Origin of the sequence: Pseudomonas sp. KCJK8993, from assembly GCF_046230915.1 — a bacterium.
GTDB lineage: Bacteria > Pseudomonadota > Gammaproteobacteria > Pseudomonadales > Pseudomonadaceae > Aquipseudomonas > Aquipseudomonas piscis.
Window position 1 is genome coordinate 1 of the sequence record NZ_JBJJLO010000105.1, and the last position, 23,950, is coordinate 23,950.

Genomic DNA, 23,950 nt, shown 5'->3' on the forward strand with positions numbered 1-23,950 from the left:
GTGCCTGCAAAGCCTCTGTCGGAGATCTGGACGGCCAGTACCGGATCAACTCTTCGCCAGAGCGTTGAAGCCTGGGCACAGAAGGCCAACTGGACGTTGCTGTGGGAGCAGGAGGACCTGGACTACCCAATTGCTGCTCCATTGCACTTTGAAGGCTCGTTCGAAGAAGCAATCAAGCAGGTGTTCCCTCTCTACGACAAAGCGCCGCGCTCATTCGTAGTCGATGGCAGCGCTGCACAGCGGCTCATACATATCGCTGAGAGAAAGAAAAAATGACTCCATTGTTCCGGTTTCGCTGGGCCGCGGTCCTTGTGACCTTACCCCTGATCAGCAGCTGCGCCGTGCAGCGCGTGAACGACTCCGCGAGTCGCGCAGAGAACGAGGCGTCAACCGCTCGCCAGTACAACGGCTACCTCCAAAACCAACAGCCCGAGCCCGCTCGAGATACCGTCATTTTCAGTGAAAAACCCTGGGTGTCGACCCAACCACTGGTGACCAAGCGTGGTCTCCCTCTGAATCTCGACAGGGACATTGCCTATCGACCGGCATCGACGGTTTCTCTCTCTGAAGTCGCTCAGTTCATCACGCGAGAAACCGGTCTGCCGGTGGTTGTCGCACCCGATGCGCTAAACCCATCCATCTTGTCCTCCCGCCCCGGCAACAGCAGCGCCGCTGCGGCTCCTCCTGCCGTCAACATGAGCAATCCGGATAACTTGGCTGCGCTGATGCCAACCGGGCTGGCAGGCAGCCTTCCTAGCGGCGCAAGAAGCTTAGAGAGCGAATTGCTGTCGGGTACACCTGGCCTGATCAGTGGAATCAAGTTCTCCGGCCCAGTCTCAGCACTGTTGAACCAGGTCACGTCTCGCTTGGGCCTTTCCTGGCACTACGATCCCCAGCTGCAGGGTGCTCGAATCACCTACTTCGACACCAGGACCTTCGACGTCTGGGCCTTTGGTGACGACCAGGTCATCGAAAGTGTCGTCAAGTCCGGGTTGATCACCTCGACAGGGAGTGGGTCTAACGGATCCAGTGGCACTTCGTCTGGCACTGGAGCATCGGGAGACTCCGGCAGTAACCAAAGCACAACGGTTCAGATCAAAACATCGCTGCTCAGCGACATCGAGAATAACGTCAAAGCCATGCTCAGCACCCAGCCTGCTGGGCGGATTTTCCTCTCGCGCTCGACTGGTACGCTGACCGTAAGTGACCGTCCTGAGGTCCTCAACCGCATCGCAAGCTACCTGCAGAGTACAAACCGAAACATCACCAGGCAGGTGCTGTTCAACGTCAAGATCTTCGAAGTCAACTTCACCGATCGCGACCAGACCGCTGTCAACTGGAAAGCCGTCTACAAGTCGGTCTCAGGAAAGTGGGGGCTCTCTCTCGCCAATAAGGTCGCCGGTATCAGTACCGATGCCATCTCCGGCTCTGTCAGTATCCTCGACACGTCCAGTTCGCCCTGGGCCGGTTCCAGCGCCGTAATCCAAGCCCTTTCAGAACAGGGTCGAATCTCGGACGTTCGCTCGCCTTCCATCACCACCCTGAATCTACAGCCGGCGCCTATCCAAATTGGCAACGTAAAAAGTTACGTGGCCTCCAGCTCTACCACCACCACGGCATCGGTCGGATCCAGCACCTCTCTCACGCCTGCAACAATCACCAGTGGCTTCAACATGATGCTGCTGCCGAAGATCATCGACCGAGACAACATGTTGCTGATGATCAGCATCAGCATGAGCAGCAAGCCAACGTTCACGACGTTCACCAGCAATGGTTCCAGTGTCCAAACTGCTGACTTCGACACCAAGAACGCAGCGCCCAAGGTCCTACTGCGCTCAGGTCAGACGCTGGTTCTCACTGGCTTCGAAGAGAACACCGAGAACGCGAACAAAACAGGCGTTGGTGATGCCAGCTTCTTCGGTCTGGGTGGCAGCCGTACACGCAGTAGCGATCATTCGGCTCTCGTTGTCCTGGTAACACCTGTGATGCTGCCTGACGACTTAGGCGCCAGTACCCAAAGCCAGCCTTCACCGGTTCCTGTCACAGCTCAGGCTATCAATACCGTCCCCTCAACCTTCTGCAGGCCTCCTATGCGTGCCTGCCATACGTTGTAAGGGCCTGATCATGAGTTCAGAAGCCCCTGCGCCGAAGACAATCCGATCTCGAGTACAGCTGCTGTCACACGGCGGCTACACATTCGTGACCGGGCTCCGTTGGCAGCCGCTAGATAGTGTCACCGGCTACATGAAGGAAGCCCGGCAATTCGGCAAGGAAAACCAGCTCGACATTGTCACCATTAGACGATCTACGCGGACTATCCAAGCGGGTTTCGTCTCCCGAAACGATGGTGTGACGAAAGGAATGTACTCGCTGGCCTCAACCTTGGCAGGCCAGTTGGGCGAGTCATGGGTAGCAGCCTGGCGTGTGTCAGATGAGGATGATCGCTTCGCTGTCGTCGCGGTGCATGACGGAGGCGTCATCCCGGGTTGCGACGTCATGGGTACTGAGGCGGAAGTTCGCAAGCGAGTCTCTCAGCAACGCAGTCGTGGCATTGAGTTCAAAGCCTGGTATCTGCCAACAGAGTTCGGCATGGGTGGTACTCCTCTAGACGTCGAGGAGTTACTACACCCCTCAAAGCTCAAGCGCGAGTATCGCCTCAGGCCACTGGTGTTCGGCCTCTCCAAAGCAGAGATAGTGCAACTGAGCATTATCGGCCTACTGATCGGCGGGGCCTTCATCGGCTGGTTGCAGTGGAATGCTCACAAGCAAAGGATCGCTCAAGAAGCACTGATCGAAGCAGAGAAGCGTCGTCTGGCAGATCTGGAGAAACTCCAAGCCGAGACTGGGACGCAACAGCCAGCTCAGGCCCTCGATCACCCTTGGGCAACACTGCCGTCCGTCACAACGTTCATCCAGGGTTGCAGCGAAGTGCTGTACCAACTGCCGTTGAACATCTCCGGCTGGTCCTTCGCTGATGCCCAGTGCGATGGGAATCAAGTCCTAGCATCTTACAAACGGACGGGTAACAGCACCGCTGCAGAACTCATCAATGCGAGCAAAGGATATTTCTCTGATCGCCCCGCGTTCTTTGATGAAGGTAACTCAGCCACCCTTCAGTTCAGCCTTTCACTGCCGGCTGCAGGCGATGAGCCTCTGATCGACGCCATAGACGCGCTTGCAGACCTCTCAACCTGGCTGCATCGCTTCTCACAAGAACCCAAGCTGAAAGAAGTGCCTGTCGTCGTGCCTCAACAACCGGCGCTTCCAGGGCAGCCTGCTCCCCCTCCTCCACCACCTCCGCAGTGGAAGCAATTTCAGCTTGATGTTGTGAGCGGCGTTCTTCCATACGACGCACTCGGAGATGCGCCCAGCCAGGGCCTTCGGCTGCGCGAAATCAAGACCGAATACAAAGCTGGCCACCTCATGTGGTCTGTCAAAGGAGATCTCTATGCGAAATGACTCATGGCTACTTGGCTTGCTTGCCCTGGCCAGCTCTTACGCGACCGCATCTCCACCCGATCTCTCTGGGATCAACGTGGGTGAACTCGGCAAGGTACAAAGCGAAACGATTCTGTACAGAGCCCAGGCCGAGCGTGCCAAAGCTGAAAGAGATATCGGCGCAGCTGTGACCGCCTCGTCTACTGCAGTAGGTGGACTTGAAGGGCTGACATCGCAGCCAACGCCAATACTTCGCGAGCCCGGCGAGCCAGCTCTACCAGTCGTTCGGACCATTTCCGGATCGTCCAAGAAGCTGCAGGCAACGTTGCTATTTGCTGGAGGCATTGAGCTCGATACTACGGCCGGCAGGGAGATTCCTGGTGGGTACCGGGTGGTCCAAGTCTCCCTGGATGGAGTAACCGTAGAGCGCAAAGGAAAGCGCTACCAGTTGGGCTTCTCAAACCAAGCTCCAACAGGTGTGTCTGCGGTCCCGACAGCACTACCTGGCCAGGCCATACCTCAGTGGGAGCAGCGTCCATGACGATCTTAGAAAGCCCACCACTGGCGAGTTCGATATCGACCTCCTCCGAGTTCTCTGGCCTTGTGCTAACCGCGCAGGGAGAACGCTTCGAGCTCAAACCCGACCAGCGACAGATCTGCGCCCTGACCGAAGACGGCACACTGCATATTTCAGCGCAGCACCAGGCCGACCCGCATGTCATGGCCTTCATGGATAAGCTCGAGCATGAGCAGTTCGAGTACGTGATCAAGCCCTGCTCGATGACCGATATCAAGTCGATCTATCAAGCATCAAGCCAGACCATCGGTTCAGATCAAGTCGATACTGTCCGCCAAGCGCATGCACTAAGGATCTTGGCGGACGCACACAAGCGTGGAGCAAGCGACATCCACATCGTGGTCGGATATGAGATCACCAAGATCTTTTATCGTATCCACGGCTTGCTGTGGGAGGCAGCCCAGGAAAAAAGCGGCGTGGGGCTGGAGCTGTGTTCTGCGCTGTACAACAGCATGTGCGACGTCACCAAAGATCACTTTCAGCCGACCATCCCACAAGATGCTCGTGTTGCCCGCAGCTTTGTAGAAACTCTCGGTTTATTTGGTGCTCGCCTTTCGACCCGGCCGTTAGTCGATGGACCGCTGATGGTGATGCGTCTGCTCTACGACGATGAGTCGAAGGCATCGCTTGAGGATCTCGGTTTTCTTCCTGAACAGATTGCTCAATATGCACGCCTGCGCAGCCTCCCCTACGGCGTCAATCTGATCACCGGCCCTACCGGATCCGGTAAATCGAAGTCGCTGCAGATCAACCTGAATCTCCTCTTCGAAGAAACCGAGGGCACGCGCCACATCCTCACGATCGAAGATCCTCCCGAGTACCCACTCAAAGCCAACCAGTCCCCGCTGGGACCTAGTGAAAGCTGGCAAGCAGGGATCAAAAACTCGGTACGGCTTGATCCAGACGTGCTCATGTACGGTGAGATTCGTGATCTCGAGTCCGCACAAGCCGCTTACAGTGGCGGAATGACTGGCCACCTGGTCTGGAGCACGCTGCATACCAACAACGCCGTTGCGTCACTCCAGCGCCTTATCGACATGGGTGTACCAGATTACCTGGTGACCGATCCAGCGCTGACAACGGGGCTCATCAATCAGTCGCTTCTCCCTATGCTGTGCCAGTCCTGCTGCGTGCCCCTGCGAAATCATCTCGATAGCGTAAGCCAAGGCCTACTTGAACGACTGGAGCAACTCCAGATCATCGACCAGGTGAACCTGGTCGGCCCAGGGTGTCCTGATTGCAAAAATCTAGGGGTGGCAGGCCGCACCGTAGTGGCCGAGATCCTTATGACAGACCTGCTTTTCATGAAGATTTTCTCCGAGAAGGGAGCGAGTGCTGCTCGCCGGCACTGGGTCAAGGAGATGGGCGGCATCACCAAGATCGATCACGCCATTAGAAAGATCAAAGCCGGCACAGTGGATCCGCGACATGCTGAAACACTGATTGGCCCATTGGACTTTGACCGGCAGTTGGTGGAGCTCAGCCATGCTTGATCAACTTCAGGATCTAAGCGCTGGTCTCAAAGAGGCCACACGCGACTGGGTGGCCAGGTTCTACGCTGCCCAGTTTGGAAAAAAGGAGCGTATTCAGTTCTACGAGAGCCTGATGGGCGTACTCGAGGACGGTATTTCGATCGAGGTAGCACTTGAAACAGTGCAAAAGGCCTTCAGCAATGACGGTAAAGAACTGCATCCAGTTTCAATCGTTTGCTCCGAGATCGCGATGTCCGTTCGTGGAGGGAAGTCCCTGGCCCAATCCTGCCGGCGCCGACTGCCTTACGAGGAAGTCTCGCTCATTGAGACCGGTGAGGAGACCGGCAAGCTGGTTCAGGCATTCCGGGACTGTGTGCGGATCATCGAGATACGTCAGCGAATTGCCCGACTCATACAGTCGGTGGTTGCTATGCCTTCTTTGACCTGGAGTCTGATGTGGGCACTGCTTTACGTGATTGCACTATGGATGGTGCCGTCGATGACGAAACGCTCAGACCCAGATGCCTGGACCGGAGTACCAGCGCTTCTCTACCACCTTTCAAATCTGGTGAGCCATTACGGCTTCTTCATCCTGGGTTCGGTGGTGATCGTCATTCTCACCGCGACCCTGACACTGCCTGTCTTTTGCGGCCTTGCGCTTAAGCCAACCAGTCCTACTTGGAAGATTCAGTTGAGCAGGATCTTGCAGAAAGCGCGGCTGAAACTGGAGTCAGCACCGCCATGGAGCATCTACAAAGTCCTTCATGGGTCGATCTTTCTGATGAACATGTCAGTGATGCTGCGCAGCGGCATCAACCAGCTGGACGCTCTGACCATCCTCAAGCGGGGGGCTCCCCCATGGCTACGAGAGCGCTTAGACGCCATTCACTACGGTGTTCGCTCCGGCAAGAACTTCGGTCAAGCGCTGAAGCTTGCTGGTCATAAATTTCCTGACGCTATGGCCATTCATTACCTGGAAGTGCTGGCCGTGCGCAAAGGCTTTGCCGAATCCATGGAGCATTTCGCATCCCGCTGGCTTGAGCAGACCCTTCGAAAGGTTGAGGCAACCTCCAAGTTCCTTATCGCATTTTCATCGGTGTGCATGGGCGTTTTGATGATCCTGGTCGTAGTCGGAATCTTCCAGATGGCCCGTGGCGTAATGGACTCAGCAAATTTCTAAGCAGTCAAAAAGGTAAATGACATGGCTATTCGTTCCCCGAAAAAACAAGGCGGTTTTCTTTCGATTGACGGCGTTTTCTGGCTCATGCTGATCGCCGTTGCACTCGGCTTCATTCTCGTAATCGCCTGGGCAATGCTCGGCAACTCAGACACAGCGATCGAGCAGAGCAACATCAGCACCATGGTCGCGAACACTAAAAAACTCAAAGGCTCAGCCGGCTACGGGACGTCCGGAGCCAATATGGTTCCATCCCTCATCAACCTCGAGGGCACCGGTACCATGGGCAAGAATGGCAATACCCTGGTCAACCAGTGGAACGGATCTGTGACCGTCGTGAGCAATGGCATGACCTTCACCATCACCGAATCCAACCTGCCGAAGAGCGCTTGCATCGTGCTTGCCACAAAGGTCGCAAAAGACCAGAAGACCACGACGGCAATCAACGGAGGCTCTGCCACTACCGGTGAGATCCTCGGGATGACAGCTTCAACGAGCTGCTCGAGCGACACCAATACCATTGCCTGGACCTTCTTCTAATCAAGGTGAAGGACCACCGTATGAGCACGATCTCTGAAGCCACCTTCGTCGACCTCTATCTCGGAGACGGCTTCGCTGACGTGAAGGGACTTCCTGACCACCCTCCTCGGGCACCTGCTCCAGGAGAGTGGCTAGAGGAGATCCAGGTGCTACGTGAACGCTGCCATAAACACTACACCGCAACCCAGGAACCAGAATTTTCGCTGATTCATGAGGGTGTTGTTTTCCGCGTTACCCAGCTATCGGACCTCAACAACAAGTCCCTCTTTGTGTTGAGTAAATCAGCCGTAAAAATTCTTCCACTGGATGATCTGGGGCTGTCCGATGAGCTCCACGACACGCTCCTAAGCCAAGCGCTTAGGGGGCTCATTTTCATCTGCGGAGAGATGGGATCGGGCAAGACCTCAAGTGCCGCTTCTCTGGTCAAAGCACGTCTCGAAAAATGGGGAGGTATGGCTCTCACGATCGAGGATCCTCCAGAGCCTCTGTTGCACGGCGTGCATGGAGAAGGCAGGTGTGTGCAGGTTCCGGTTTCGCGCCGCCAGGGTGGTTATGAGGAGGCACTCATCCGGGCTCTTCGCACCAGGGCCGAGATGATCCTTGTCGGTGAGGTTCGAGACACCCCTACAGCTGCACAGGTTGTGCAGGCATCGATCAACGGGCACTTCATCATCTGCACAGGGCATTCAGGCTCTGTGATTCAAGGGATAGAGCGTCTCGCCGTGCTGGCCCAACCAGTGCTGCCGAACGCACTCCAGATACTTGCTCAAGGGCTCATCGCCGTCATTCATCAAACGCTGCTGAAAGACGGCAGTGGATTCAAACGTCTCAAGCTGCAGTGTCTCTCCTTGGCCTCCAGCGAAAGTAACGGGATTAGAGAAAAGATCCGATCAGACAAGATGCAGATGCTCGAGCAAGACATAGCGAGCCAGGCTGCGAGGAGCCTCTGGAATGACCAGTAGTAAACGCAAACAAGCAGGGATGTTGACCATTGATGCAGTGATGGCGCTGGTGGTGCTAGCGCTGATGACGACACTTGCGACAGGTTTGATCATCAGGCAGCAGGATTCGCAAGATTATGAAATTGCTGCAAATAAGCAGAAGACCATCGCCGAAGCCCTCAGCAAATACGTCAAAGACAACTACAGCACCGTCCTGGCCAACGCGACGGCGACAGCTCCGGTGCAAATCACCGTCCCGATGCTCATCAATACAAAATACTTGCCTGCGGGGTTCACTGATTCGAATAGCTTCGGCCAGACCATTGTCGGGCTGGCTCGCAAGCCAAACCCCAACCAGCTGGAAGTCATCGCACTATCAATCGGTGGCCAGGCAATTCCAGAGCTCGGGATCCGGAGCATAGCTGAGCATCTGGGCGGCCCTGGCGGTTTTATCTCCTCGATCTCTCCGAATGTCATCCAAGGGGTTAGGGGTGGCTGGCAGCTCGCACTGAGCAACTACGCCATCAACCCTGGTCCAGGCCATACAGCCAGCGCGCTATTTTTAATGGACGGTGACCTGGCCAACGATTACTTGTACCGAAACGCAGTACCCAACCGGCCTGAGCTCAACAGGATGAATACCCACATCGACATGGGCGGCAACGACATCAACAACACGAGCACTCTCAATGCTACAACGGCCAACGTGTCCGGAGAAACCTACACAGGCGGTTGGTTCAGGACCCGCGGGGATACCGGCTGGTACAGCGAAAAATGGGGAGGTGGTATCTACCAATCTGACGCTGACTATGTGCGCATTTTCAACGACAAGGGACTCGCCACTGGAGGTGAAGTAGCCGCTGGCAAGGTCACCTCCTTGAGCACGATTACAGCGAGCGGCCGGCTCGCAACGAACGAATACCTGTCGATCGGGGGACTTGCTAATGAGGGTGATGCCTGCAGCGACAACAAGCTCATAGCTAAGAACTCAGCTGGCCTCACACTATCTTGCCAATCCGGTATATGGAAAGCAGGCAGCACACCGCCTATGTATAAATGCCCGTATGACGGTTCGATAGACTTCGGAGGAGGTGCTTGGAGCTCTATCGGGTGCGTGGGTCAGTATTCAAGCTATAGCTACTGCCTCAACATCGTTTACGACAGACCGCAAACCGTCCGTAACTGCGTACTGGTTCAATAACTGAGACCAAACCTTGCCACTCAGGGGTGCGGAAAAAGATTGGAGGGATTGGGTCATGGCGAATTGTACATAAGGGACCATGATAAAACGCAACGGCGGCTCAGTGCCCCCTGACGGGCTCCTGCAGCCGCTCACCTGCACATTCGATTGCGGTGACCTGACGAACGGTCACAAAAATGAATCCAAAAAGTATCGATTGAGACAAATTAGATCCACTACAATACTACTCCGTGAGCAATAGAAACCAAGGACGAGTGATGCTTAACCCTGCTAAGTAGCTGATCAGAGTGGACGGTTGACCGCATGCCCGAATCGGTCGTTATAGACGCTGGTAACAATTCAACAGTGTTTTTCGCGGATTTTCACTCCGTTAGAAGACATTTTCGACTTTTTTGCCGTGTGCAAAACAGAAGACCACGCATCGGTATGCTGGAGGACGCATGCAAAGCCCGCTTGACCATCAGGAAGAAGTACTGATTAGAAAGAAAGGTGCGTTCTATGAAGTGCACTGGAACTATCAGAATGCGCCAGACGCACTTACTCTGCGTCTGCAATGTGAGCGGCTTGACGGCTTTATGGACGGTTTCATTGACGGGGCTTTGGCTGCTTTAGAAATCCCGACGCAAAGCATTCACCGATTTGGATGCGTTACCGGAACAGCCAAAAACCTTGAAGAGAGCATAGCGATTAAACTAGCAACCATCCTGTCAGATATGTTTCGTGTCTTGCTAAAAATCTGGTCCAAAAATCAATCCGCGGAAAAAAAATCGGGCACCTTCGCTGGAATCCGAAGCGCTCCCAAGGCACTCATCTTACCCAGCAATTCGGGACATAGAGCTACAGTCAATCACGGGTGAGCGATATCCAAGTCCGAACAGACGCTCACCAGTCGATCCTCCACTCCTCTTAGTAATACACCTATGGCATCTGATTATTGATCCGGAGCTCTGCAGCCAAGATTGCGCCCTCTGGTGCAACGTGATAGGTCTTCCGCGGCCCTTGACGCTCCTGCTACTTCGCCGGAGCCATCTATATCTAAAGCCTGCACTTTCGCTGAGATAGGGACACCGTCGGTTGGTCTGTCCCACTCGAAATTAAGAAAAATCCTATGCCCACGTTAATGATGAGCAATAAGAGTATCCATGCAGTGGGGTATGTCGTGCCCTCAATCTGAGCGAAGAAAAATTCACAAATCTGCTGGGTTTCAGTCTTCAAAAAACAATCAAGCCTGGGTCGAACACGCTTCTGGGATTGCTAACTAACTGAGGATCAAATTGTGTGGTTCTACTGGGCGGTTTTCACTGTGCTTCTGCTGGTCACCAGTCTGTCTGTACAGTACAAAAATGACTCAACAGCGCTTTCAGATCAGGCGGACTTGGACTCTTTGAGCCGGAATATGCTCGTTTATCGGTCCGCTGCAGCCGAGTATGCCAAAAATAACCCCGGATACTCCGGCGTCCCTCAAGATGGGGTGCTGAACCTGCCATCATGGTTTGTGAAGCTTTCAGGTGTCAGTGCCTATCTGGCCATGGGCCAGAGTTACACGTTCATTGCAGTTTCTGCACCAGTTGGGCTTCCTGCAGCACTTTTTGAACGCACCCAGTCGACAGCCGTAGGGGTGAACCGTGCCGGCCTCCTGATTTCACCATCGTCCGGACAAACCTCGATTACCATTCCCTCAGCAGTTCCCGAGGGAGCAGTAGTGGCGGTCAATTGACTACAATCGTGTGAAACAGGTGGCCCCTGGCTTGCATATGCGTAAGTCCGACAACATAATGACATCAATGTTGGTTTAACCCCGCTGGCTACTGACGGTCATCAGTAGCGCCCAGGTGTTGCGGCTCGCTTCAACACCAAACCTAAGCACGTTTAGCTCCGGGAAGGACGTGTGGATCCTGTAACTCTCCCTGTGTCTCCCTGCTCTCCTAGTCGCGCAGCCGTCTAACTCGTGATCGAGTTCACAGGCACATAGAGTTTGAAAGGGTTCGGTGCATATCTAATCGAAGGGCCACTTTGGTAAAGTGGCCCATCCTTTTTTCCCCTATTTGGGTAGCCTCATTGCCTTGCTTCAGGGTGATGAGGCTACCCAATTGGGTGTAGTTCTTCACTGCCGGTGGCCCGCCGGCGAAAAGCTGGGCTCCTTTTGTGCGCGGATGCGTGCCCCACGTTTGCTGGCCAAAGCCACGAAAATGGTCAGGTGGAGAGAATCGAGGCGATCAATGCCCAGGGATCGACGATTCCAACACAGGTGGCTCCTTCAACCTTTTTTCTAGACACGGCTGGACCTGCCTCTAACGGCGGCTCCAGCCGGCCTTCCCCTTCTCCCCATCAGCCCCTCCATATCTCCCCGCGCTTGACACAACCTGCTCCCACTCCGATTATTAGGCCGTGATCTGCTGACGTCGTCAGCAACATACCCAAAGGTCGTTCAGCTTCTGGTAGTACGATCAATCGACCGCAGTCGATAGAAGCCCCTTCCGCAAATCCTGCAGGGAACCACGTCCCTGCCGGGCGTAGTGTTTCTCTGCCTTTTCTTACAGCCCATTCAAAACACACCCAGCGGGGAATTCACTTCCCATCAGGGTCAGTGTTTCTCCGCATTTCAACCGCAGGAGAAGCACTATGAATGATATGCCTTCACCGTCGTCTTACTTCCGTATTGGCTATGCGCTCGGCACTCTCACCAGAGTGTTCCTTAGTGCGCTGAAACGTCCCTCACAAACTGAAGTTGTCCACTCCATACCCACAGCTACCGTCGTGGCAGCTGCAGTTGATACTCGCAATGACTGGGAGGAGCTCAGTCGTGTGCCTACGCTCGCTCGCCGCGGCGTGGACCTAAATCAGTGGTTTGATAGCAATACCAAGCCTGCTGCTCCGGCGAAACGTCGTCCACGTAAACCGGCGAATCCTAAAAAGCCGCTCCTTGGCTCCCTGGATGAACTCATAGCCCCAGTAGCACCGCTGTAAATCCACTCCCCCTCATGCCAGGCACCTCACCTGGCTGGGTGAAGGCCTGGCGATCTAAGGAAAGCTATGGTCAACAAAAAAAGAGCTGTGATTGCAGATGACCTTCGCAAGATCGGCACCACCTCCGTCGCCGCTGGCATCGTAGGTGTCTTCCTCAGTGATCATCGCCTGCTAACGGCTTTCGCGCTTGTTGTAGGTGTTGTAATCTGGATCACAGGCATTTGCCTCACTCCGGAGGACTGACATGAGCCAGACAACTTTTGGCCTCATCATGCTGACTGGCCTGCTGCTTGTTTGCGTAAGCATGGCTGTGTGGGCCGACTGGCCGAACGTAAAACGTAAGTGCCAAAAATTACTTCGTGCCCATTAATTCTCAGACCAAGCCCTCCCCCCGGAGGGCTTTTTCTTTCTGGGGGCTTGACAAGCGAATAGTCCGTTTCCATTCTTGTAGGCGTGTGCTGCTGACGTCGTCAGTAACCCAAGCCCGAGCAGTCATGATCTGAAAGACTGCCCACTTTCACAGGTGTTGATTAACCCAAGATCGCCAAGCTTCCGGAAGCGCGATCAATCAGTCAGCAATGATTGATGGAAGCAGCCAAACTAAGCTACATCAGCAAACCCATCATCCCGAGCTTTAACCCTCGCGGGGAATACTTTCCCCCATGGGCGAAGTGTTTCTCCGCTTTCAACCGAAATTGGAGATTCACCATGAGCAATGACACTAAATACTTTGACCTGCACACCACAGGCCTCGGCTACCTGAACCGTATCCGCGAAGTAACGCCACGCAAAGGCAACCCCTTCATCGCTACAACCATCGCCGCTCTTCATGGAGCCAGCGATGCTGTCGAGTATTCTTACATCGACTGCAATGTCGTTGGTACCGAAGCAACCAAACTCGTCCGCCGCTGCATAGAAGCGGTCGAGGCTGGTAAGAAAGTCCTTGTGTCTTTCCGCATCGGTGATATCTGGGCAGACTCGTTCACTTACGATAAAGGTGAAAAAAAGGGTCAGTCTGGTGCGAGCCTCAAAGGCCGGTTGCTCTTTTTGGGTTGGATCAAAGTCGACGGTGAAACCGTTTACGAAGCCAAACCCAAAGACGATAGTGAAACCGTCCACGAAGCCGAACCTAAAGACGCTGCTGATTCCGATGTCTCTGGAGATGCTCAACAAAACGCCGCATAACTTTCGGCAACTTCAAATCAAGGCGCCGCCTCAGGCGCCTTTGTTCTTACAAAAGGAATTGTCCATGAACACAATGCTCAAGTTAAACCTCATCGCATTCGCCGCCAGCGTAGTTCTCGGAGACCTGGTGCTGATGAGCTTCTCCATGATTGGCCTTGCAGGTCATTACTTTCACAATAAAAACGAGGCACAAGAGCATTCGTTTATCGCCTAACTCCTCGCTTCTATTTTCCATCATCGAAGCATTCTTTCTTAACCAAGTAATAACCCATGCATATCGAAGAGAACGAGGTAGATGGCTTTGAGCTGTCTTACAGCGTGCAAGTTGACACCCAACTGCTTGAGCTTTTAGTGGACGAACTTGAATCGGGCGACTGCTATTGGCAGCTCACCAATGCTTGCGGACAAGTTCTGCAACGCTCCAACCGTTACGAGGACCTGGCTCTCTGCTTGCGCGATGGTCTGAACTATGTGCTTCCAACGCGGTAGGACAACCTCGGTACCTCCCAAGGTCGGTTATACGCTGGCCGCTTAACTTATCAATACCCTCTACGGGCTCATCGCCCGTCGGGCTGGTGACCCTCTTTCTCAGGAGAATCACCATGCCTCAAGCCACTCAGATCTTCGCCGGTCAAGTTTTCGTCACTAACCCATTTGTCTCGAGTTCCTTCCTGCGTCTCGACATCCTCGAGCAGCGATTTGCCGAGCAGATTGAGGAATTTCAAGAAGAGGCAATGCATGCTTGTGGCCTGTACTTCGAAATATACGAGGCTCACCTGCTCAACTCATTGTATAAGCAAGTGGCGTCCTATCAGTTCCCTCATGACGAGTTGTTCAAGCGAGTAGCTGCACAGCAAGGTATCAAGCTGGACAACCAGCACCACCTCCTTGCAAAAAAGGCCGCTCTTGCCTTGATGGGCAATATTTACGAAGGCATGCCGTTCTGACGCTAACGCTCACTGTTCCAACATCAGCTCTTAGGTGTAATTCTCAAGAGCTAGCTCACATTCACTGCATCACCCGACGGGATCATCAACCTTCGGGCTGGTGACCTTCTTTCTCAGGAGAATCACCATGCATCAAAACACTCAGGCTTTTACTCTTGCGCTGAATGCCCGTACCGATTACGAAAAAGCTGTCATTGTCGGATCCGAAGAGGATCTCCGGCAAGCGCTGATTGATGCGGAAGCCCTAGACCATAGCTCGTACCGGATCGGCAGTCACCTGCCGCCCGTTTTACTAACGTCGGTGCCTGACCTCAAGAACGCTTGGGTACTAGGCTGGGAGTCTGCCACTTATGGCGCAGAAATAGCTCGCTGCTCTCTTTGCGCAAATTCCCTTGGCGATCCTTGCCCCATCCATGACTGATCCTCTGCATCACCGCGTCACCTGGCACGACGATCTCGTCGCGCCACCCATTCCGGATTGGTTCGCTGTCGTCGACAGCGCCTCCAAAGGAGCCAGGGTTTAAGGCTCCGGCGCACTGCGTTAACCCAAACCAAAGATCGCGTAGCACTCGGTAGCGCGATCGCATCGGCCAGTTGGTCGATGGAGTGTTTCAACTTTACCTACCTGCGAGGATCTCATCCTCGCGGACGAGGCCTCGCTCCATGGAGACCTCGCATGTCACCTTCCTCTGCATCACAAGTCGCCTATCACACCTACCCTGTATTACTGGACAACGCCGCTTGGATGCGTGCGGTTTACCTAAAAAACCCATTACGGGTTGCTGAAATGAGCCAGCGCCTAGCAAGCGTTGTTCAAGCTGCGTGGCAAGAGCTAAAGCTGCACCAGCACACCTCTCCGATCTCATTCGGGGTTTATGTAAAACGGAGTTCTGGACGCACACGCGACTGGATCCCGCTTTCGCTGCAAGTCAACTTCCCAGCAGGGGAGTCGCCATACATCTCAATCGAGCTCCAGCAAGTCTGAACCAACAGCTTGACTTTCACTTCACACCACCCAGAGGGGCCGCCCTCTGGGCGACTCCTCCCTTAGAGGACGTCTCATGACCCACTCCCGATCAAACCCCTTCTTCCGTGGTTACCAAAACTTCCTCCTTACCCGTGAACTGATGATCACCCCTGACGTAGCTGGCGAGGTCTATGAGCCTTGTTATCGATCACTCATCAGCCATCAGGAATCGCTCCAAGACTGGCAACTTATCGGTAAAGAGTGCGTGTACAACGATACTCATGCTGCTGCCATTAACGGCCCGTCCTCACCCGAAACCGAAGCCCTGACGAACCAGGGCTTTATCCATACCGTGGTTTACTCATTGCACGGAGAAAACAATGGCACCTCACAGCAGATCTGTGATTTGGGATCTGCTGAAGTTGCACAGGTACTGATCAACCAGTTGTCCTTCGAAACCGGCTTTTACAGCCGCGTTTTCGAGGTTACATCTGCCCATTTGCCTGATGAGGAATGGGACGAACTTCAACACCTGGTAGAACACGCAGATACGACTCAACTCATGTTCGAGTGCTTTGCCCTTCCAGATAGCGATGCTGTTGGCTTCAAACTAATCGGCACTCCCTGGACGGACAAACACCTGAATGCAATTGAGGGTTTCGGTCTTTCAACACTGCAGGCCCAACAGGCAGAAGAAGGTTTTCCCGAGGAGTTCATTCGTGTACTCACTTTGGCAGGGCAAGCTGATGTTCGAGTCCTGATCATTGACCCCAACGGCTGCCGATTAGAAGGATTGCCGGTCTTCTAGGTTCTTTTCTCAAACCACCCTCGCGGGAGCACCCGCAGGTGCTCCTCTGGCATTTCGGGGAGCCCCTATGATCACTATCAAAGGCCAACTGGCCATTCGTACTGTCTCCGGCCGGCTTGGCCTCTTCAACGTTGGGCGTCTTGCTACGTCAATCGGTGAGTTCACCATCAAGGATGCCCTGCTTGATCAATACCAGGAGGGTAAGTACCAGGGCGATTTTGCTATCAAGCAGATCCGCCCTTCGTACTACTCACATGGTGGGCGGCTGGTCGTGGAGATCAGGGCCGAACTCGAAGGGATGACCCTCGATGACGTAACGACACTCAGCGAAGAAGATGAGGAGCAACTGTCGACGAACGTTCCCGATCCGTTGGAGGAGGAAACGGCGACACCCCTTGCGTCCCCACCGGTTTCTGAGCCCGCGACTCAAAAAACGTCCAACAGCGCTCTCGCGTCGGATGAACCATTCGGAATGGAGCCCAAAACTCCAGCGGCAACAATCGATACAGCAGCCGATGCGGAGTTGTTCGGCACTGTTTGGCCTCTGACAGAAACAGTGAAGCTCGACACCACTGTCGACCGAAAGCGTCTACGAGCCCAATGCTCCCGGATGGAACAGCTCGGTTACTCCATGGATTTCAAAACCCAAACCTGGAACAGGAAAGCAGCATGAATCCAATCTTCAACCACCCCGAGTTCAGTGGTCTCCTTTTGACCATTACCTGTGCTCTTCGAGAGGTCGAGATCGACGATATTGCTGATCTCTTCAAAGCTTCATTGCTCGACCGCTCGTTGGTCGAACCAGCCATTGAAGCACTTCGCCAGCGTGTACACAGATCTTCTCCTGAGAGGGCTGTGAGGCAGGAATACCAAGACTCAGTTTTTGCTCAAGAAACAACACTTCGGCTACTGCAGCGGCTCGATCGCAGCATCCAGCTCAACCGTATCTGCCTTTAATCGCTGTTCAACCACACCCTGAGGGGCCTCCTCAGGGGGCTCCTCATTTCAACCAGGAGCACCCCAATGAATCCACTGTTCAGCAATCTGAGCGAACAAGCCCTTTCAAATGTTGAAGAAGAGTTGTCCAACAACGACTCGGCAACAAACGAGGAATTGGTCGACTTTTTTATCGAAGAACTCGGCTTGTCCTTAGAACAGGCCGAAGCTGCTGTAGAGCTGCGTAGCCAATACCTGATTCAGATTTTTCATCAGGGTCAAGGACCGCTTCGACAGACAACTGCAACCGCGTTCGACCCAAGCACCGGAACATTCCGGTAAACCTCTACCACCACTCACCCCAGGGGGCGTTCACGCCCCTTGGGAGTGCGCCTCCTCTCTGGAGGCAAACATGCGTTCCACTACGCTGTATCAGATTGAGGAATGCCCTGACCTGTATGTCGATGCTTGCGTCTGCGATGAGCAGCGTAATCTAGTCTTCATGTCGGCCTGGGGCCGCGACACCGCACTGCAGGAGTTCCTGGCCAGGCTCACGCTCGGACGGGATGAAAATGGTCTCGACCAGTTTCACATCCTCATGGACGGTCGAAGCATTCCCGTATTTCCCAACCAGGACATGCTTGAAAAGCGTACAACGCGGCAGTTCCGCGGGACCTTATTCGGCAGCATGTTGCACCTCTGGCTTTTCGATCGACGCGCCTCGACGCCCGACCAGGCCAATCACTTTGCCTTTGCGCTCCTGGAGCGCGACCAGGATCCCCTGCTTCGGCTGTGGCCACTGGTCATGGAGACATGCCCGCTTCCCCTACTCCCACACTGGCGTGAGCCGGTGATGGACGTCCTCACCCAGCAGCAGATGCTGACGGCTCTACCTGGCGCGATCGGCAACGTCAGCGCCTGGCGGCTTGCTCTCCAGCTCGACGTCCTCGAGCCGCAACTTGGCGACCTCATTCGCCAAGGCCACTTAACAACCGAAGCTCAGGCGCAGGCCTGAGCTCTCTCACTCAAGGAACCATCATGGCCCTAATGTTTCCCCGCCTTGCACGAAACTTTGCTCGCAATGGCTACTATCCAACCGACGAAGTCACCCTCGAGCGCGCTCTGCAGGCGCTCGTTCAAGCTCAATCCGGAAAAATGAGGATCTTCGACCCCTGTGGCGGTGAAGGTGCTGCGCTGGCTGAAGCAGCTCATCTGCTCGGTCGCGACCAGGTCCACGCATTCGCCGTCGAATACGATGCCGAGCGCGCAGACCATGCTCGAGGCCTTCTCGATCGAGTGCTGCACAGCGATCTCTTCGACACCCTGATCAGCCGGCAGTCGTTCGGCTTGCTCTGGCTCAACCCACCCTACGGCGATCTGGTCGCGGATCACTCCGGTGCCTCGCAGTACCAGGGCAGCGGCCGGCGGCGTCTGGAAAAAGCGTTCTACCAGCGCTACCTTCCCCTCCTGCAGTACGGTGGGGTGATGGTGTTGATCGTTCCGCACTATGTGCTTGACGACGAACTATCAGGATGGCTCAGCAACCACTTTGCCAGCCTGCGCATCTACAGCGCTGCGGACCCCAGATTCAAGCAGGTAGTGATCTTCGGCATCCGAGTGCGCCGGCAGGACCTGGCCAGAACTCACGTTAACCAGGTGAAGTCTCAACTGCAGGCAATCGGCGCAGGTCAGGAACAGGCGGAACTAATACCGGCCTCATGGCCATGGGAACCGTACCTGATCCCATCAGCTACAAACGAGCTGGAACACTTCTACCGTGTCACCTTGGAGCCTACGCAGTTCGCATCCGAGATACAGCGACTGCGAGGCCTTTGGCCTGATTTCAACCTGCACTTCGGGCAAATCGGCCTACAACTCAGGCCGCCAGTCCGTGAACTCTCGCGCTGGCACCTGGCACTAGCCCTAGCGGCCGGCGCAATCTCAGGCGTTGTACGCTCGAAGTCTGGGCGTACCTTGGTCGTGAAGGGTGACACCTACAAGGACAAGGTGCGCAAGACCGAATTCACCGAGGATGAGAAAGGCAACGTCACAGAGGTCAGGATCCTCACCGATCGATTTATCCCAATCATCCGAGCGTGGGACATGACGCCTTCGTCAGTGAATCTTGGCCGAGTACTGACCATCAGCTCTTCGGCAGGGACCAATGACGAAGCATCTGTGCCTGAGGAACGAGCAGCAGGACCGCTCTTCAATCCGGGCAGGATCGTAATGACCTACACTCTCAGCCACCTGGTTGAAACTGAACACCTCGATCCTACCCAATTCCTCAGGCGTCATCTGTCCGGCGACTGGGGGGAACAATGCGATGTCGACCGGGCTTCGAACAAGAACGCGCTGATACACGGTGACAGGCTGTTCTCCAGCTATGACATCGATGCCGGCGGTGAAACCAAGCTCTGGATCATCACCGAAGCGGATCGCAGTTACACAACTTTGCTGCTCCCCAGCGATTACTAAACCCCGTCCATAACTCCCAAACCAACCCGCAGGGTATGCCAATACCCGTAGGGGTCGTGCATGCCCTGCTTTCCACCTGCAGGAGATGCACATGAACGCTTTAACTCAGCCACTGGCTACTTCCCCCCTGAACATCAACCTCACCGATTTCATCGATGAATTTGGTGATGAACTCCTTGAGTCGTTGAACCGCTCCAACCCTCCTGTTTACACCGGGATTGCTCACGAACAGCGCCAGGCAGTAATGGACAACCTCAAGCGCAAGCCGTTTGCGGCCCAGGCTGATGTCGTCCAAGCCATTGCAGCACTGCTACTCGACCGCAATGAACAGGCCGCGATCATCAACGCCGAGATGGGTACCGGGAAAACGATGATGGCCATCGCTGTTGCTGCCGTTATGCACTCAGCAGGCTATCGTCGAACTCTCGTCATTTCCCCACCTCACCTGGTCTACAAGTGGCGCCGTGAGATCCTAGAGACCATCCCAGATGCCCGTGTGTGGGTATTGAATGGCCCCGATACGCTGATCAAGCTGCTCAAGCTGCGTGATCAGTTGGGGCAAACCTATGACGGTCGCCAGGAGTTCTTCATCCTCGGTCGCGTGCGGATGCGCATGGGGTTTCACTGGCGGCTCGCCTGCTATAAAAGGCGCGCTGCCGACGGACAGCGACTCGCTGCTTGCCCAGATTGCGGCCAGGTCCTCGAGGACCTGGAGGGCAACCTGGTTACCGTGGACGAGTTCGAACGAGGTGATCGCCGCCGCAACTGCAACGCCTGCAATGCGGCTCTCTGGACACTCATGCGCCCGGGTAAAGCAGATGGCGGCGACCGGCGCTCAACGATTTTGAAATCGATGTGCCGTATACCCACGATCGGCCCAGTCCGGGCAGAGCGCCTACTCAACGACTTTGGCGAAGACTTTCTGGCCTCGATGTTGGTGGACAACGTTTCCGAGTTCATCAACCTAATGGACACCAAGGGCAACTTCATCTTCAGCGATCGCCAGGCCAAGCGCATGGAGCGAGCGATGGCCAACATCGAATTCGGGTTCGGCGAAGGCGGCTATCAACCAACAGAGTTCATCAAGCGCTACCTACCAGATGGGTTCTTCGACCTACTGGTTGTCGATGAGGGGCATGAGTACAAGAACAGCGGTTCGGCCCTGGGCCAAGCTATGGGTGTTCTCGCGGCAAAGGCACGCAAAACCGTGCTGTTGACCGGGACGCTCATGGGCGGCTACGCCGACGACCTGTTCTACCTTCTGTTCCGTATTCTGACCCGCCGAATGATCGAGGACGGCTATCGGCCTAACGCCCGTGGCAGCATGGCGCCCGCGGCTATGGCGTTCATGCGCGATCACGGGGTCCTGAAAGACATCTATACCGAGCGCGATGGAGATTCGCACAAGACAGCCAAAGGCAAGAAGCTCTCAGTTCGAACAGTGAAAGCCCCGGGCTTCGGCCCGAAAGGCATCCACCGCTTCGTACTGCCCTTCACCGTGTTCCTCAAGCTGAAAGAGATCGGTGGGAACATCCTACCTACCTACAACGAGGAGTTTATCGACGTACCAATGGCACCTGGTCAGGCATCCGCCTACCAGAGCCTGGCCTCCAAGCTGACAGCGGAGCTTAGGCAAGCCCTTGCACGGCGAGACACCACCCTTCTGGGCGTTGTCCTCAATGTGCTGCTGGCCTGGCCAGACTGCTGCTTCCGATCGGAGATGGTCAAGCACTCACGCACTCGCGATACCCTGGCCTTCGTGCCGGCGATTTTCAACGACGAGCAGCTGATGCCCAAGGAGCAGGCTTTGTTAAGCCTTTGCATCGAGGAGAACGCGAAAGGCCGCAAGGTTCTCGCCTACACCGTCTACAGCGGGACACGCGACACAACGTCCAGGCTGAAGAAGGTCCTCGAGCAGGCCGGTCTCAAGGTGGCGGTACTGCGGGCCAGCGTTGACACCTCTCGCCGTGAAGACTGGATCCTCGATCAGGTCGACCGTGGCATCGATGTGCTGATCACCAATCCGGAGCTGGTCAAGACCGGGCTGGACCTGCTTGACTTTCCAACCATCGTGTTTCTGCAGACAGGGTACAACGTCTACACCCTGCAGCAAGCAGCACGACGGTCCTGGCGTATCGGGCAGAAACATCCAGTGCGCTTGATTTTTTTGGGCTATGCCGGCAGCTCGCAGATTACCTGCCTGCAGCTTATGGCCAAGAAGATCGCAGTAGCTCAAAGCACGTCAGGAGATGTGCCGGAATCAGGATTAGACTCGCTGAACCAAGATGGAGACTCGGTTGAAATGGCACTGGCCAGACAACTCATTGCTGCATAACATAAGCCACCTTCGGGTGGCCTTTTCAAATATTCACACACAAAACTTTAACTATACTTACCGAGCCGCAAAACAAACTACCGCACAACAGTTAATTCTCAACCTAAAGGACGGATCCGCTTTGAATGGCGAAATATGTATTCTCGATAACGGACATCTGCGGATTACTACTCCAGACCAGAGGTCTCTAACACTCACACAATGGAAGATTCAGCCACTCAGCCTTGAGAAACTAATCGCCTTCAAAAACGGAGACTATTTTGAAATCCGATTCACCAATATTTGCGCATTAGAAGCCCCGCATCTTGGTGTATTCGATTCAATTATAGTCAATACAAAAATACCCAACCTACTAGAATCCTACTGCCTCGTTAAGGGTGGATGGCTACCACCAGGCTATGGTCTGCTGAATGCCCATGCTTTTTGCGACCGCAACTTTATCGGCAGAATAAGTAATTATTTTGAAAATAATAAAGCAAAATCTAAAGAAGTTGAAAGCTGGATTGATGATCTGACAAATTTCAATCTAACATTTGACGTAATCCCCTATGCAATGGAGGCTAACAAGAAAAGATTCCCAACCAAAGAAGAAGTGATCGAACAAATAGAAGAAGCTAGAAAAAAATTAAACCACGCAGCTCCGGGCGTCAAAATAACTGAATACCCTGAGTCGCTGGAGAACTACGCGTGGAGGCTTCTTGAAGGAATAAGACCTAATATCCAAAGAAGAATGGAATTCCTCATGAAGGCGTCCCAGTTCATTAAGAGCACCACTACCGATGAAATAATCCTTGAGCGCTGGAGAGCTATAACAAAAATTGCAGACACTTTAAGTATCAGAGGAGACATAGTTCATTTACTAGCACTGATTACTGTTTCTGAACCGCAAGACAGTTCGCTAGGGAAAGGAGTACTCAAAATCAGTCACCCTTACCCATCTGAAAAAGCATATAACGCATGTTTCGACATAAGCCAATTAGAACTTCTTCTTAATATCCAGAAGATAGATCAGTCTAGGCAATGGGTGATAATTACTAAAGACGTTCCTTTTACCAAGCTCGCGGGGATTATCCTGCAAGGAATAGAGCACAATGGTTCCAGCGAAAATAGACTTAGACTATCCATGAGAACCCCAGCCGACTGGATTCCAGGTCAAAACATAAATCTCGCCAGAGAACTCCAGAATCTTTTAGCAAGTCAAAAGACACATTAAAACATTATCTTTGTCTATTTCACTACAAGAAAGCCATCACATGGGCGTTCCTACATCAGCAGGCGATCTTAGCTCTCGATAAATACAGTTATGAACTGACAGTTCTTCGGCAACTTCACCAACGTTTACGATTTTTTGTAATGGATCCTCCTGAACGTACTTCAGGCAACGAGGCCATGGAGAAAATCCAGCATCGCAGGGTCAAACGGCCGATGAAGGTCAAATACCATATGAAAGAGTGGAAACAACGGTAGTGAATGGCTATCTGTCTGGAGCGATCAAAAAAACACACAGAACACTAAAATGAAAGCCTCTCAGTTAATCATTTTCTAATGCGCTGAATCAGCTGTTCGGCGAGGGTGTGCTCAGCTTCGAGAGGACTCCCATGAAACTGCGCCTGACAAAGAAAACACTGCTCACCAGCCTGGGGGCCATCGCCCTACTCACAGCCTTGGGCGTTCAACAGTATCAACTCTCGGTATTGCGAGGCTCGCTGGAAGGGGCTGCGGAGAAAGCCAAGCTCGATGCGCTTCTCTCGAGAATGAGTGCAAGTGATGATCGCCTGGACGCTATCGCTGGTAAACCATTAGTCACGCAAGAAGACTTCTCTGCAGCGCAGAAGGCGATCTCAAACCGGGTCGACGTTGCTCAAGACTACGCAAAGCGTGCGCACGACCTTGCCACTGATGTCGCCCATTCAGCTGCAAACTCCAGCGAGCTCCTGGTGATCAAGGCCGATGTGGAGTCATTGAGTGGAACAGTCCAACG

26 protein-coding genes and 1 pseudogene are annotated in these 23,950 nt (G+C 54.2%); all 27 read left to right on the forward strand.

The window, feature by feature from the left end; genetic code table 11:
- Positions 1–276: toxin co-regulated pilus biosynthesis Q family protein (locus ACK6AU_RS25275; RefSeq protein ID WP_409302116.1), on the forward strand; the 276-nt coding region annotated here is incomplete at its 5' end.
- Positions 273–2,114, forward strand: a complete 1,842-nt coding sequence (locus tag ACK6AU_RS25280) for a PilN family type IVB pilus formation outer membrane protein (protein WP_409302118.1) — start codon at positions 273–275, stop codon at positions 2,112–2,114. The genes ACK6AU_RS25275 and ACK6AU_RS25280, both read left to right, overlap by 4 nt.
- 10 nt (positions 2,115–2,124) lie before the next feature.
- Positions 2,125–3,459: a type 4b pilus protein PilO2 gene (pilO2, locus tag ACK6AU_RS25285; protein ID WP_085597435.1), complete on the forward strand. Its 1,335-nt coding sequence runs from the start codon at positions 2,125–2,127 to the stop codon at positions 3,457–3,459.
- Positions 3,449–3,979 carry a type IV pilus biogenesis protein PilP gene (pilP, locus tag ACK6AU_RS25290; RefSeq protein WP_158091431.1) on the forward strand — a complete coding sequence of 177 codons (531 nt, stop codon included), beginning with the start codon at positions 3,449–3,451 and terminating at the stop codon, positions 3,977–3,979. Before pilO2 ends, pilP begins: the two co-directional genes overlap by 11 nt.
- Positions 3,976–5,508, forward strand: a complete 1,533-nt coding sequence (locus ACK6AU_RS25295; RefSeq protein ID WP_409302120.1) for a GspE/PulE family protein — start codon at positions 3,976–3,978, stop codon at positions 5,506–5,508. Before pilP ends, ACK6AU_RS25295 begins: the two co-directional genes overlap by 4 nt.
- The gene (locus tag ACK6AU_RS25300; protein WP_085597438.1) at positions 5,501–6,667 is read left to right on the forward strand and encodes a type II secretion system F family protein; all 1,167 of its coding nucleotides are present in this window, start codon (positions 5,501–5,503) and stop codon (positions 6,665–6,667) included. The genes ACK6AU_RS25295 and ACK6AU_RS25300 overlap by 8 nt, the downstream gene beginning before the upstream one ends.
- Before the next feature lie 21 nt (positions 6,668–6,688).
- A complete protein-coding gene (locus tag ACK6AU_RS25305) occupies positions 6,689–7,204 on the forward strand; it encodes a type 4 pilus major pilin (protein WP_085597439.1) in 516 nt (171 codons plus the stop codon).
- A 20-nt stretch (positions 7,205–7,224) separates the two neighbouring features.
- The gene (locus ACK6AU_RS25310) at positions 7,225–8,166 is read left to right on the forward strand and encodes an ATPase, T2SS/T4P/T4SS family (protein WP_085597440.1); all 942 of its coding nucleotides are present in this window, start codon (positions 7,225–7,227) and stop codon (positions 8,164–8,166) included.
- The gene (gene pilV / locus ACK6AU_RS25315) at positions 8,156–9,346 is read left to right on the forward strand and encodes a shufflon system plasmid conjugative transfer pilus tip adhesin PilV (protein WP_409302123.1); all 1,191 of its coding nucleotides are present in this window, start codon (positions 8,156–8,158) and stop codon (positions 9,344–9,346) included. The genes ACK6AU_RS25310 and pilV overlap by 11 nt, the downstream gene beginning before the upstream one ends.
- A gap of 440 nt (positions 9,347–9,786) precedes the next feature.
- Positions 9,787–10,203 carry a hypothetical protein gene (locus tag ACK6AU_RS25320; protein WP_085597441.1) on the forward strand — a complete coding sequence of 139 codons (417 nt, stop codon included), beginning with the start codon at positions 9,787–9,789 and terminating at the stop codon, positions 10,201–10,203.
- Between the two features lie 419 nt (positions 10,204–10,622).
- Complete coding sequence (pilM, locus tag ACK6AU_RS25325; RefSeq protein ID WP_085597442.1) at positions 10,623–11,063, forward strand: type IV pilus biogenesis protein PilM; 441 nt, start codon at positions 10,623–10,625, stop codon at positions 11,061–11,063.
- Positions 11,064–11,968: 905 nt separating this feature from the next.
- The gene (locus ACK6AU_RS25330) at positions 11,969–12,313 is read left to right on the forward strand and encodes a hypothetical protein (protein WP_177409144.1); all 345 of its coding nucleotides are present in this window, start codon (positions 11,969–11,971) and stop codon (positions 12,311–12,313) included.
- Positions 12,314–13,021: 708 nt separating this feature from the next.
- Positions 13,022–13,498: an STY4534 family ICE replication protein gene (locus ACK6AU_RS25335; protein WP_409302126.1), complete on the forward strand. Its 477-nt coding sequence runs from the start codon at positions 13,022–13,024 to the stop codon at positions 13,496–13,498.
- A 64-nt stretch (positions 13,499–13,562) separates the two neighbouring features.
- Positions 13,563–13,712 carry a hypothetical protein gene (locus ACK6AU_RS25340; RefSeq protein ID WP_158091432.1) on the forward strand — a complete coding sequence of 50 codons (150 nt, stop codon included), beginning with the start codon at positions 13,563–13,565 and terminating at the stop codon, positions 13,710–13,712.
- Positions 13,713–13,768: 56 nt separating this feature from the next.
- Positions 13,769–13,987: a hypothetical protein gene (locus ACK6AU_RS25345; protein ID WP_085597444.1), complete on the forward strand. Its 219-nt coding sequence runs from the start codon at positions 13,769–13,771 to the stop codon at positions 13,985–13,987.
- Between the two features lie 113 nt (positions 13,988–14,100).
- A complete protein-coding gene (locus ACK6AU_RS25350; RefSeq protein ID WP_085597445.1) occupies positions 14,101–14,445 on the forward strand; it encodes a hypothetical protein in 345 nt (114 codons plus the stop codon).
- 127 nt (positions 14,446–14,572) lie between these two features.
- Positions 14,573–14,866, forward strand: a complete 294-nt coding sequence (locus ACK6AU_RS25355; protein ID WP_409302129.1) for a hypothetical protein — start codon at positions 14,573–14,575, stop codon at positions 14,864–14,866.
- 255 nt (positions 14,867–15,121) lie between these two features.
- A complete protein-coding gene (locus tag ACK6AU_RS25360; RefSeq protein WP_085597446.1) occupies positions 15,122–15,430 on the forward strand; it encodes a hypothetical protein in 309 nt (102 codons plus the stop codon).
- 76 nt (positions 15,431–15,506) lie between these two features.
- On the forward strand, positions 15,507–16,220 hold the full coding sequence (locus tag ACK6AU_RS25365) for an ABC transporter substrate-binding protein (RefSeq protein WP_241107756.1): 714 nt from the start codon (positions 15,507–15,509) through the stop codon (positions 16,218–16,220).
- A gap of 67 nt (positions 16,221–16,287) precedes the next feature.
- Positions 16,288–16,893, forward strand: a complete 606-nt coding sequence (locus ACK6AU_RS25370) for a DUF3275 family protein (protein WP_085597448.1) — start codon at positions 16,288–16,290, stop codon at positions 16,891–16,893.
- Positions 16,890–17,177: a hypothetical protein gene (locus tag ACK6AU_RS25375; RefSeq protein ID WP_241107758.1), complete on the forward strand. Its 288-nt coding sequence runs from the start codon at positions 16,890–16,892 to the stop codon at positions 17,175–17,177. Before ACK6AU_RS25370 ends, ACK6AU_RS25375 begins: the two co-directional genes overlap by 4 nt.
- 66 nt (positions 17,178–17,243) lie before the next feature.
- Positions 17,244–17,498 carry a hypothetical protein gene (locus ACK6AU_RS25380; RefSeq protein WP_085597450.1) on the forward strand — a complete coding sequence of 85 codons (255 nt, stop codon included), beginning with the start codon at positions 17,244–17,246 and terminating at the stop codon, positions 17,496–17,498.
- A gap of 70 nt (positions 17,499–17,568) precedes the next feature.
- Complete coding sequence (locus ACK6AU_RS25385; protein WP_409302132.1) at positions 17,569–18,171, forward strand: hypothetical protein; 603 nt, start codon at positions 17,569–17,571, stop codon at positions 18,169–18,171.
- Between the two features lie 23 nt (positions 18,172–18,194).
- The gene (locus tag ACK6AU_RS25390) at positions 18,195–19,634 is read left to right on the forward strand and encodes a DUF6094 domain-containing protein (RefSeq protein WP_409302134.1); all 1,440 of its coding nucleotides are present in this window, start codon (positions 18,195–18,197) and stop codon (positions 19,632–19,634) included.
- Between the two features lie 91 nt (positions 19,635–19,725).
- Positions 19,726–21,969 (forward strand): SNF2-related protein, encoded by a 2,244-nt coding sequence (locus ACK6AU_RS25395; protein ID WP_409302136.1) that lies wholly within the window; start codon positions 19,726–19,728, stop codon positions 21,967–21,969.
- Positions 21,932–23,182 carry a hypothetical protein gene (locus ACK6AU_RS25400; RefSeq protein ID WP_409302138.1) on the forward strand — a complete coding sequence of 417 codons (1,251 nt, stop codon included), beginning with the start codon at positions 21,932–21,934 and terminating at the stop codon, positions 23,180–23,182. The genes ACK6AU_RS25395 and ACK6AU_RS25400 overlap by 38 nt, the downstream gene beginning before the upstream one ends.
- Positions 23,183–23,567: 385 nt before the next feature.
- A pseudogene (locus ACK6AU_RS25405) lies at positions 23,568–23,950 on the forward strand (methyl-accepting chemotaxis protein); the annotation flags it as partial.

What these genes read in the sequence shown, in the direction of transcription:
- ACK6AU_RS25330 (WP_177409144.1), top strand. Translation starts at nt 11,969, where the DNA reads ATGAATGATATGCCTTCACCGTCGTCTTACTTCCGTATTGGCTATGCG.
- ACK6AU_RS25370 (WP_085597448.1), top strand. Translation starts at nt 16,288, where the DNA reads ATGATCACTATCAAAGGCCAACTGGCCATTCGTACTGTCTCCGGCCGG.
- pilV (WP_409302123.1), top strand. Translation starts at nt 8,156, where the DNA reads ATGACCAGTAGTAAACGCAAACAAGCAGGGATGTTGACCATTGATGCA.
- ACK6AU_RS25300 (WP_085597438.1), top strand. Translation starts at nt 5,501, where the DNA reads ATGCTTGATCAACTTCAGGATCTAAGCGCTGGTCTCAAAGAGGCCACA.
- ACK6AU_RS25355 (WP_409302129.1), top strand. Translation starts at nt 14,573, where the DNA reads ATGCATCAAAACACTCAGGCTTTTACTCTTGCGCTGAATGCCCGTACC.
- ACK6AU_RS25380 (WP_085597450.1), top strand. Translation starts at nt 17,244, where the DNA reads ATGAATCCACTGTTCAGCAATCTGAGCGAACAAGCCCTTTCAAATGTT.
- ACK6AU_RS25375 (WP_241107758.1), top strand. Translation starts at nt 16,890, where the DNA reads ATGAATCCAATCTTCAACCACCCCGAGTTCAGTGGTCTCCTTTTGACC.
- ACK6AU_RS25360 (WP_085597446.1), top strand. Translation starts at nt 15,122, where the DNA reads ATGTCACCTTCCTCTGCATCACAAGTCGCCTATCACACCTACCCTGTA.
- ACK6AU_RS25350 (WP_085597445.1), top strand. Translation starts at nt 14,101, where the DNA reads ATGCCTCAAGCCACTCAGATCTTCGCCGGTCAAGTTTTCGTCACTAAC.
- ACK6AU_RS25305 (WP_085597439.1), top strand. Translation starts at nt 6,689, where the DNA reads ATGGCTATTCGTTCCCCGAAAAAACAAGGCGGTTTTCTTTCGATTGAC.
- ACK6AU_RS25320 (WP_085597441.1), top strand. Translation starts at nt 9,787, where the DNA reads ATGCAAAGCCCGCTTGACCATCAGGAAGAAGTACTGATTAGAAAGAAA.
- pilP (WP_158091431.1), top strand. Translation starts at nt 3,449, where the DNA reads ATGCGAAATGACTCATGGCTACTTGGCTTGCTTGCCCTGGCCAGCTCT.
- ACK6AU_RS25390 (WP_409302134.1), top strand. Translation starts at nt 18,195, where the DNA reads ATGGCCCTAATGTTTCCCCGCCTTGCACGAAACTTTGCTCGCAATGGC.
- ACK6AU_RS25335 (WP_409302126.1), top strand. Translation starts at nt 13,022, where the DNA reads ATGAGCAATGACACTAAATACTTTGACCTGCACACCACAGGCCTCGGC.
- ACK6AU_RS25310 (WP_085597440.1), top strand. Translation starts at nt 7,225, where the DNA reads ATGAGCACGATCTCTGAAGCCACCTTCGTCGACCTCTATCTCGGAGAC.
- ACK6AU_RS25395 (WP_409302136.1), top strand. Translation starts at nt 19,726, where the DNA reads ATGAACGCTTTAACTCAGCCACTGGCTACTTCCCCCCTGAACATCAAC.
- pilO2 (WP_085597435.1), top strand. Translation starts at nt 2,125, where the DNA reads ATGAGTTCAGAAGCCCCTGCGCCGAAGACAATCCGATCTCGAGTACAG.
- ACK6AU_RS25365 (WP_241107756.1), top strand. Translation starts at nt 15,507, where the DNA reads ATGACCCACTCCCGATCAAACCCCTTCTTCCGTGGTTACCAAAACTTC.
- ACK6AU_RS25345 (WP_085597444.1), top strand. Translation starts at nt 13,769, where the DNA reads ATGCATATCGAAGAGAACGAGGTAGATGGCTTTGAGCTGTCTTACAGC.
- ACK6AU_RS25385 (WP_409302132.1), top strand. Translation starts at nt 17,569, where the DNA reads ATGCGTTCCACTACGCTGTATCAGATTGAGGAATGCCCTGACCTGTAT.
- ACK6AU_RS25295 (WP_409302120.1), top strand. Translation starts at nt 3,976, where the DNA reads ATGACGATCTTAGAAAGCCCACCACTGGCGAGTTCGATATCGACCTCC.
- ACK6AU_RS25340 (WP_158091432.1), top strand. Translation starts at nt 13,563, where the DNA reads ATGAACACAATGCTCAAGTTAAACCTCATCGCATTCGCCGCCAGCGTA.
- ACK6AU_RS25280 (WP_409302118.1), top strand. Translation starts at nt 273, where the DNA reads ATGACTCCATTGTTCCGGTTTCGCTGGGCCGCGGTCCTTGTGACCTTA.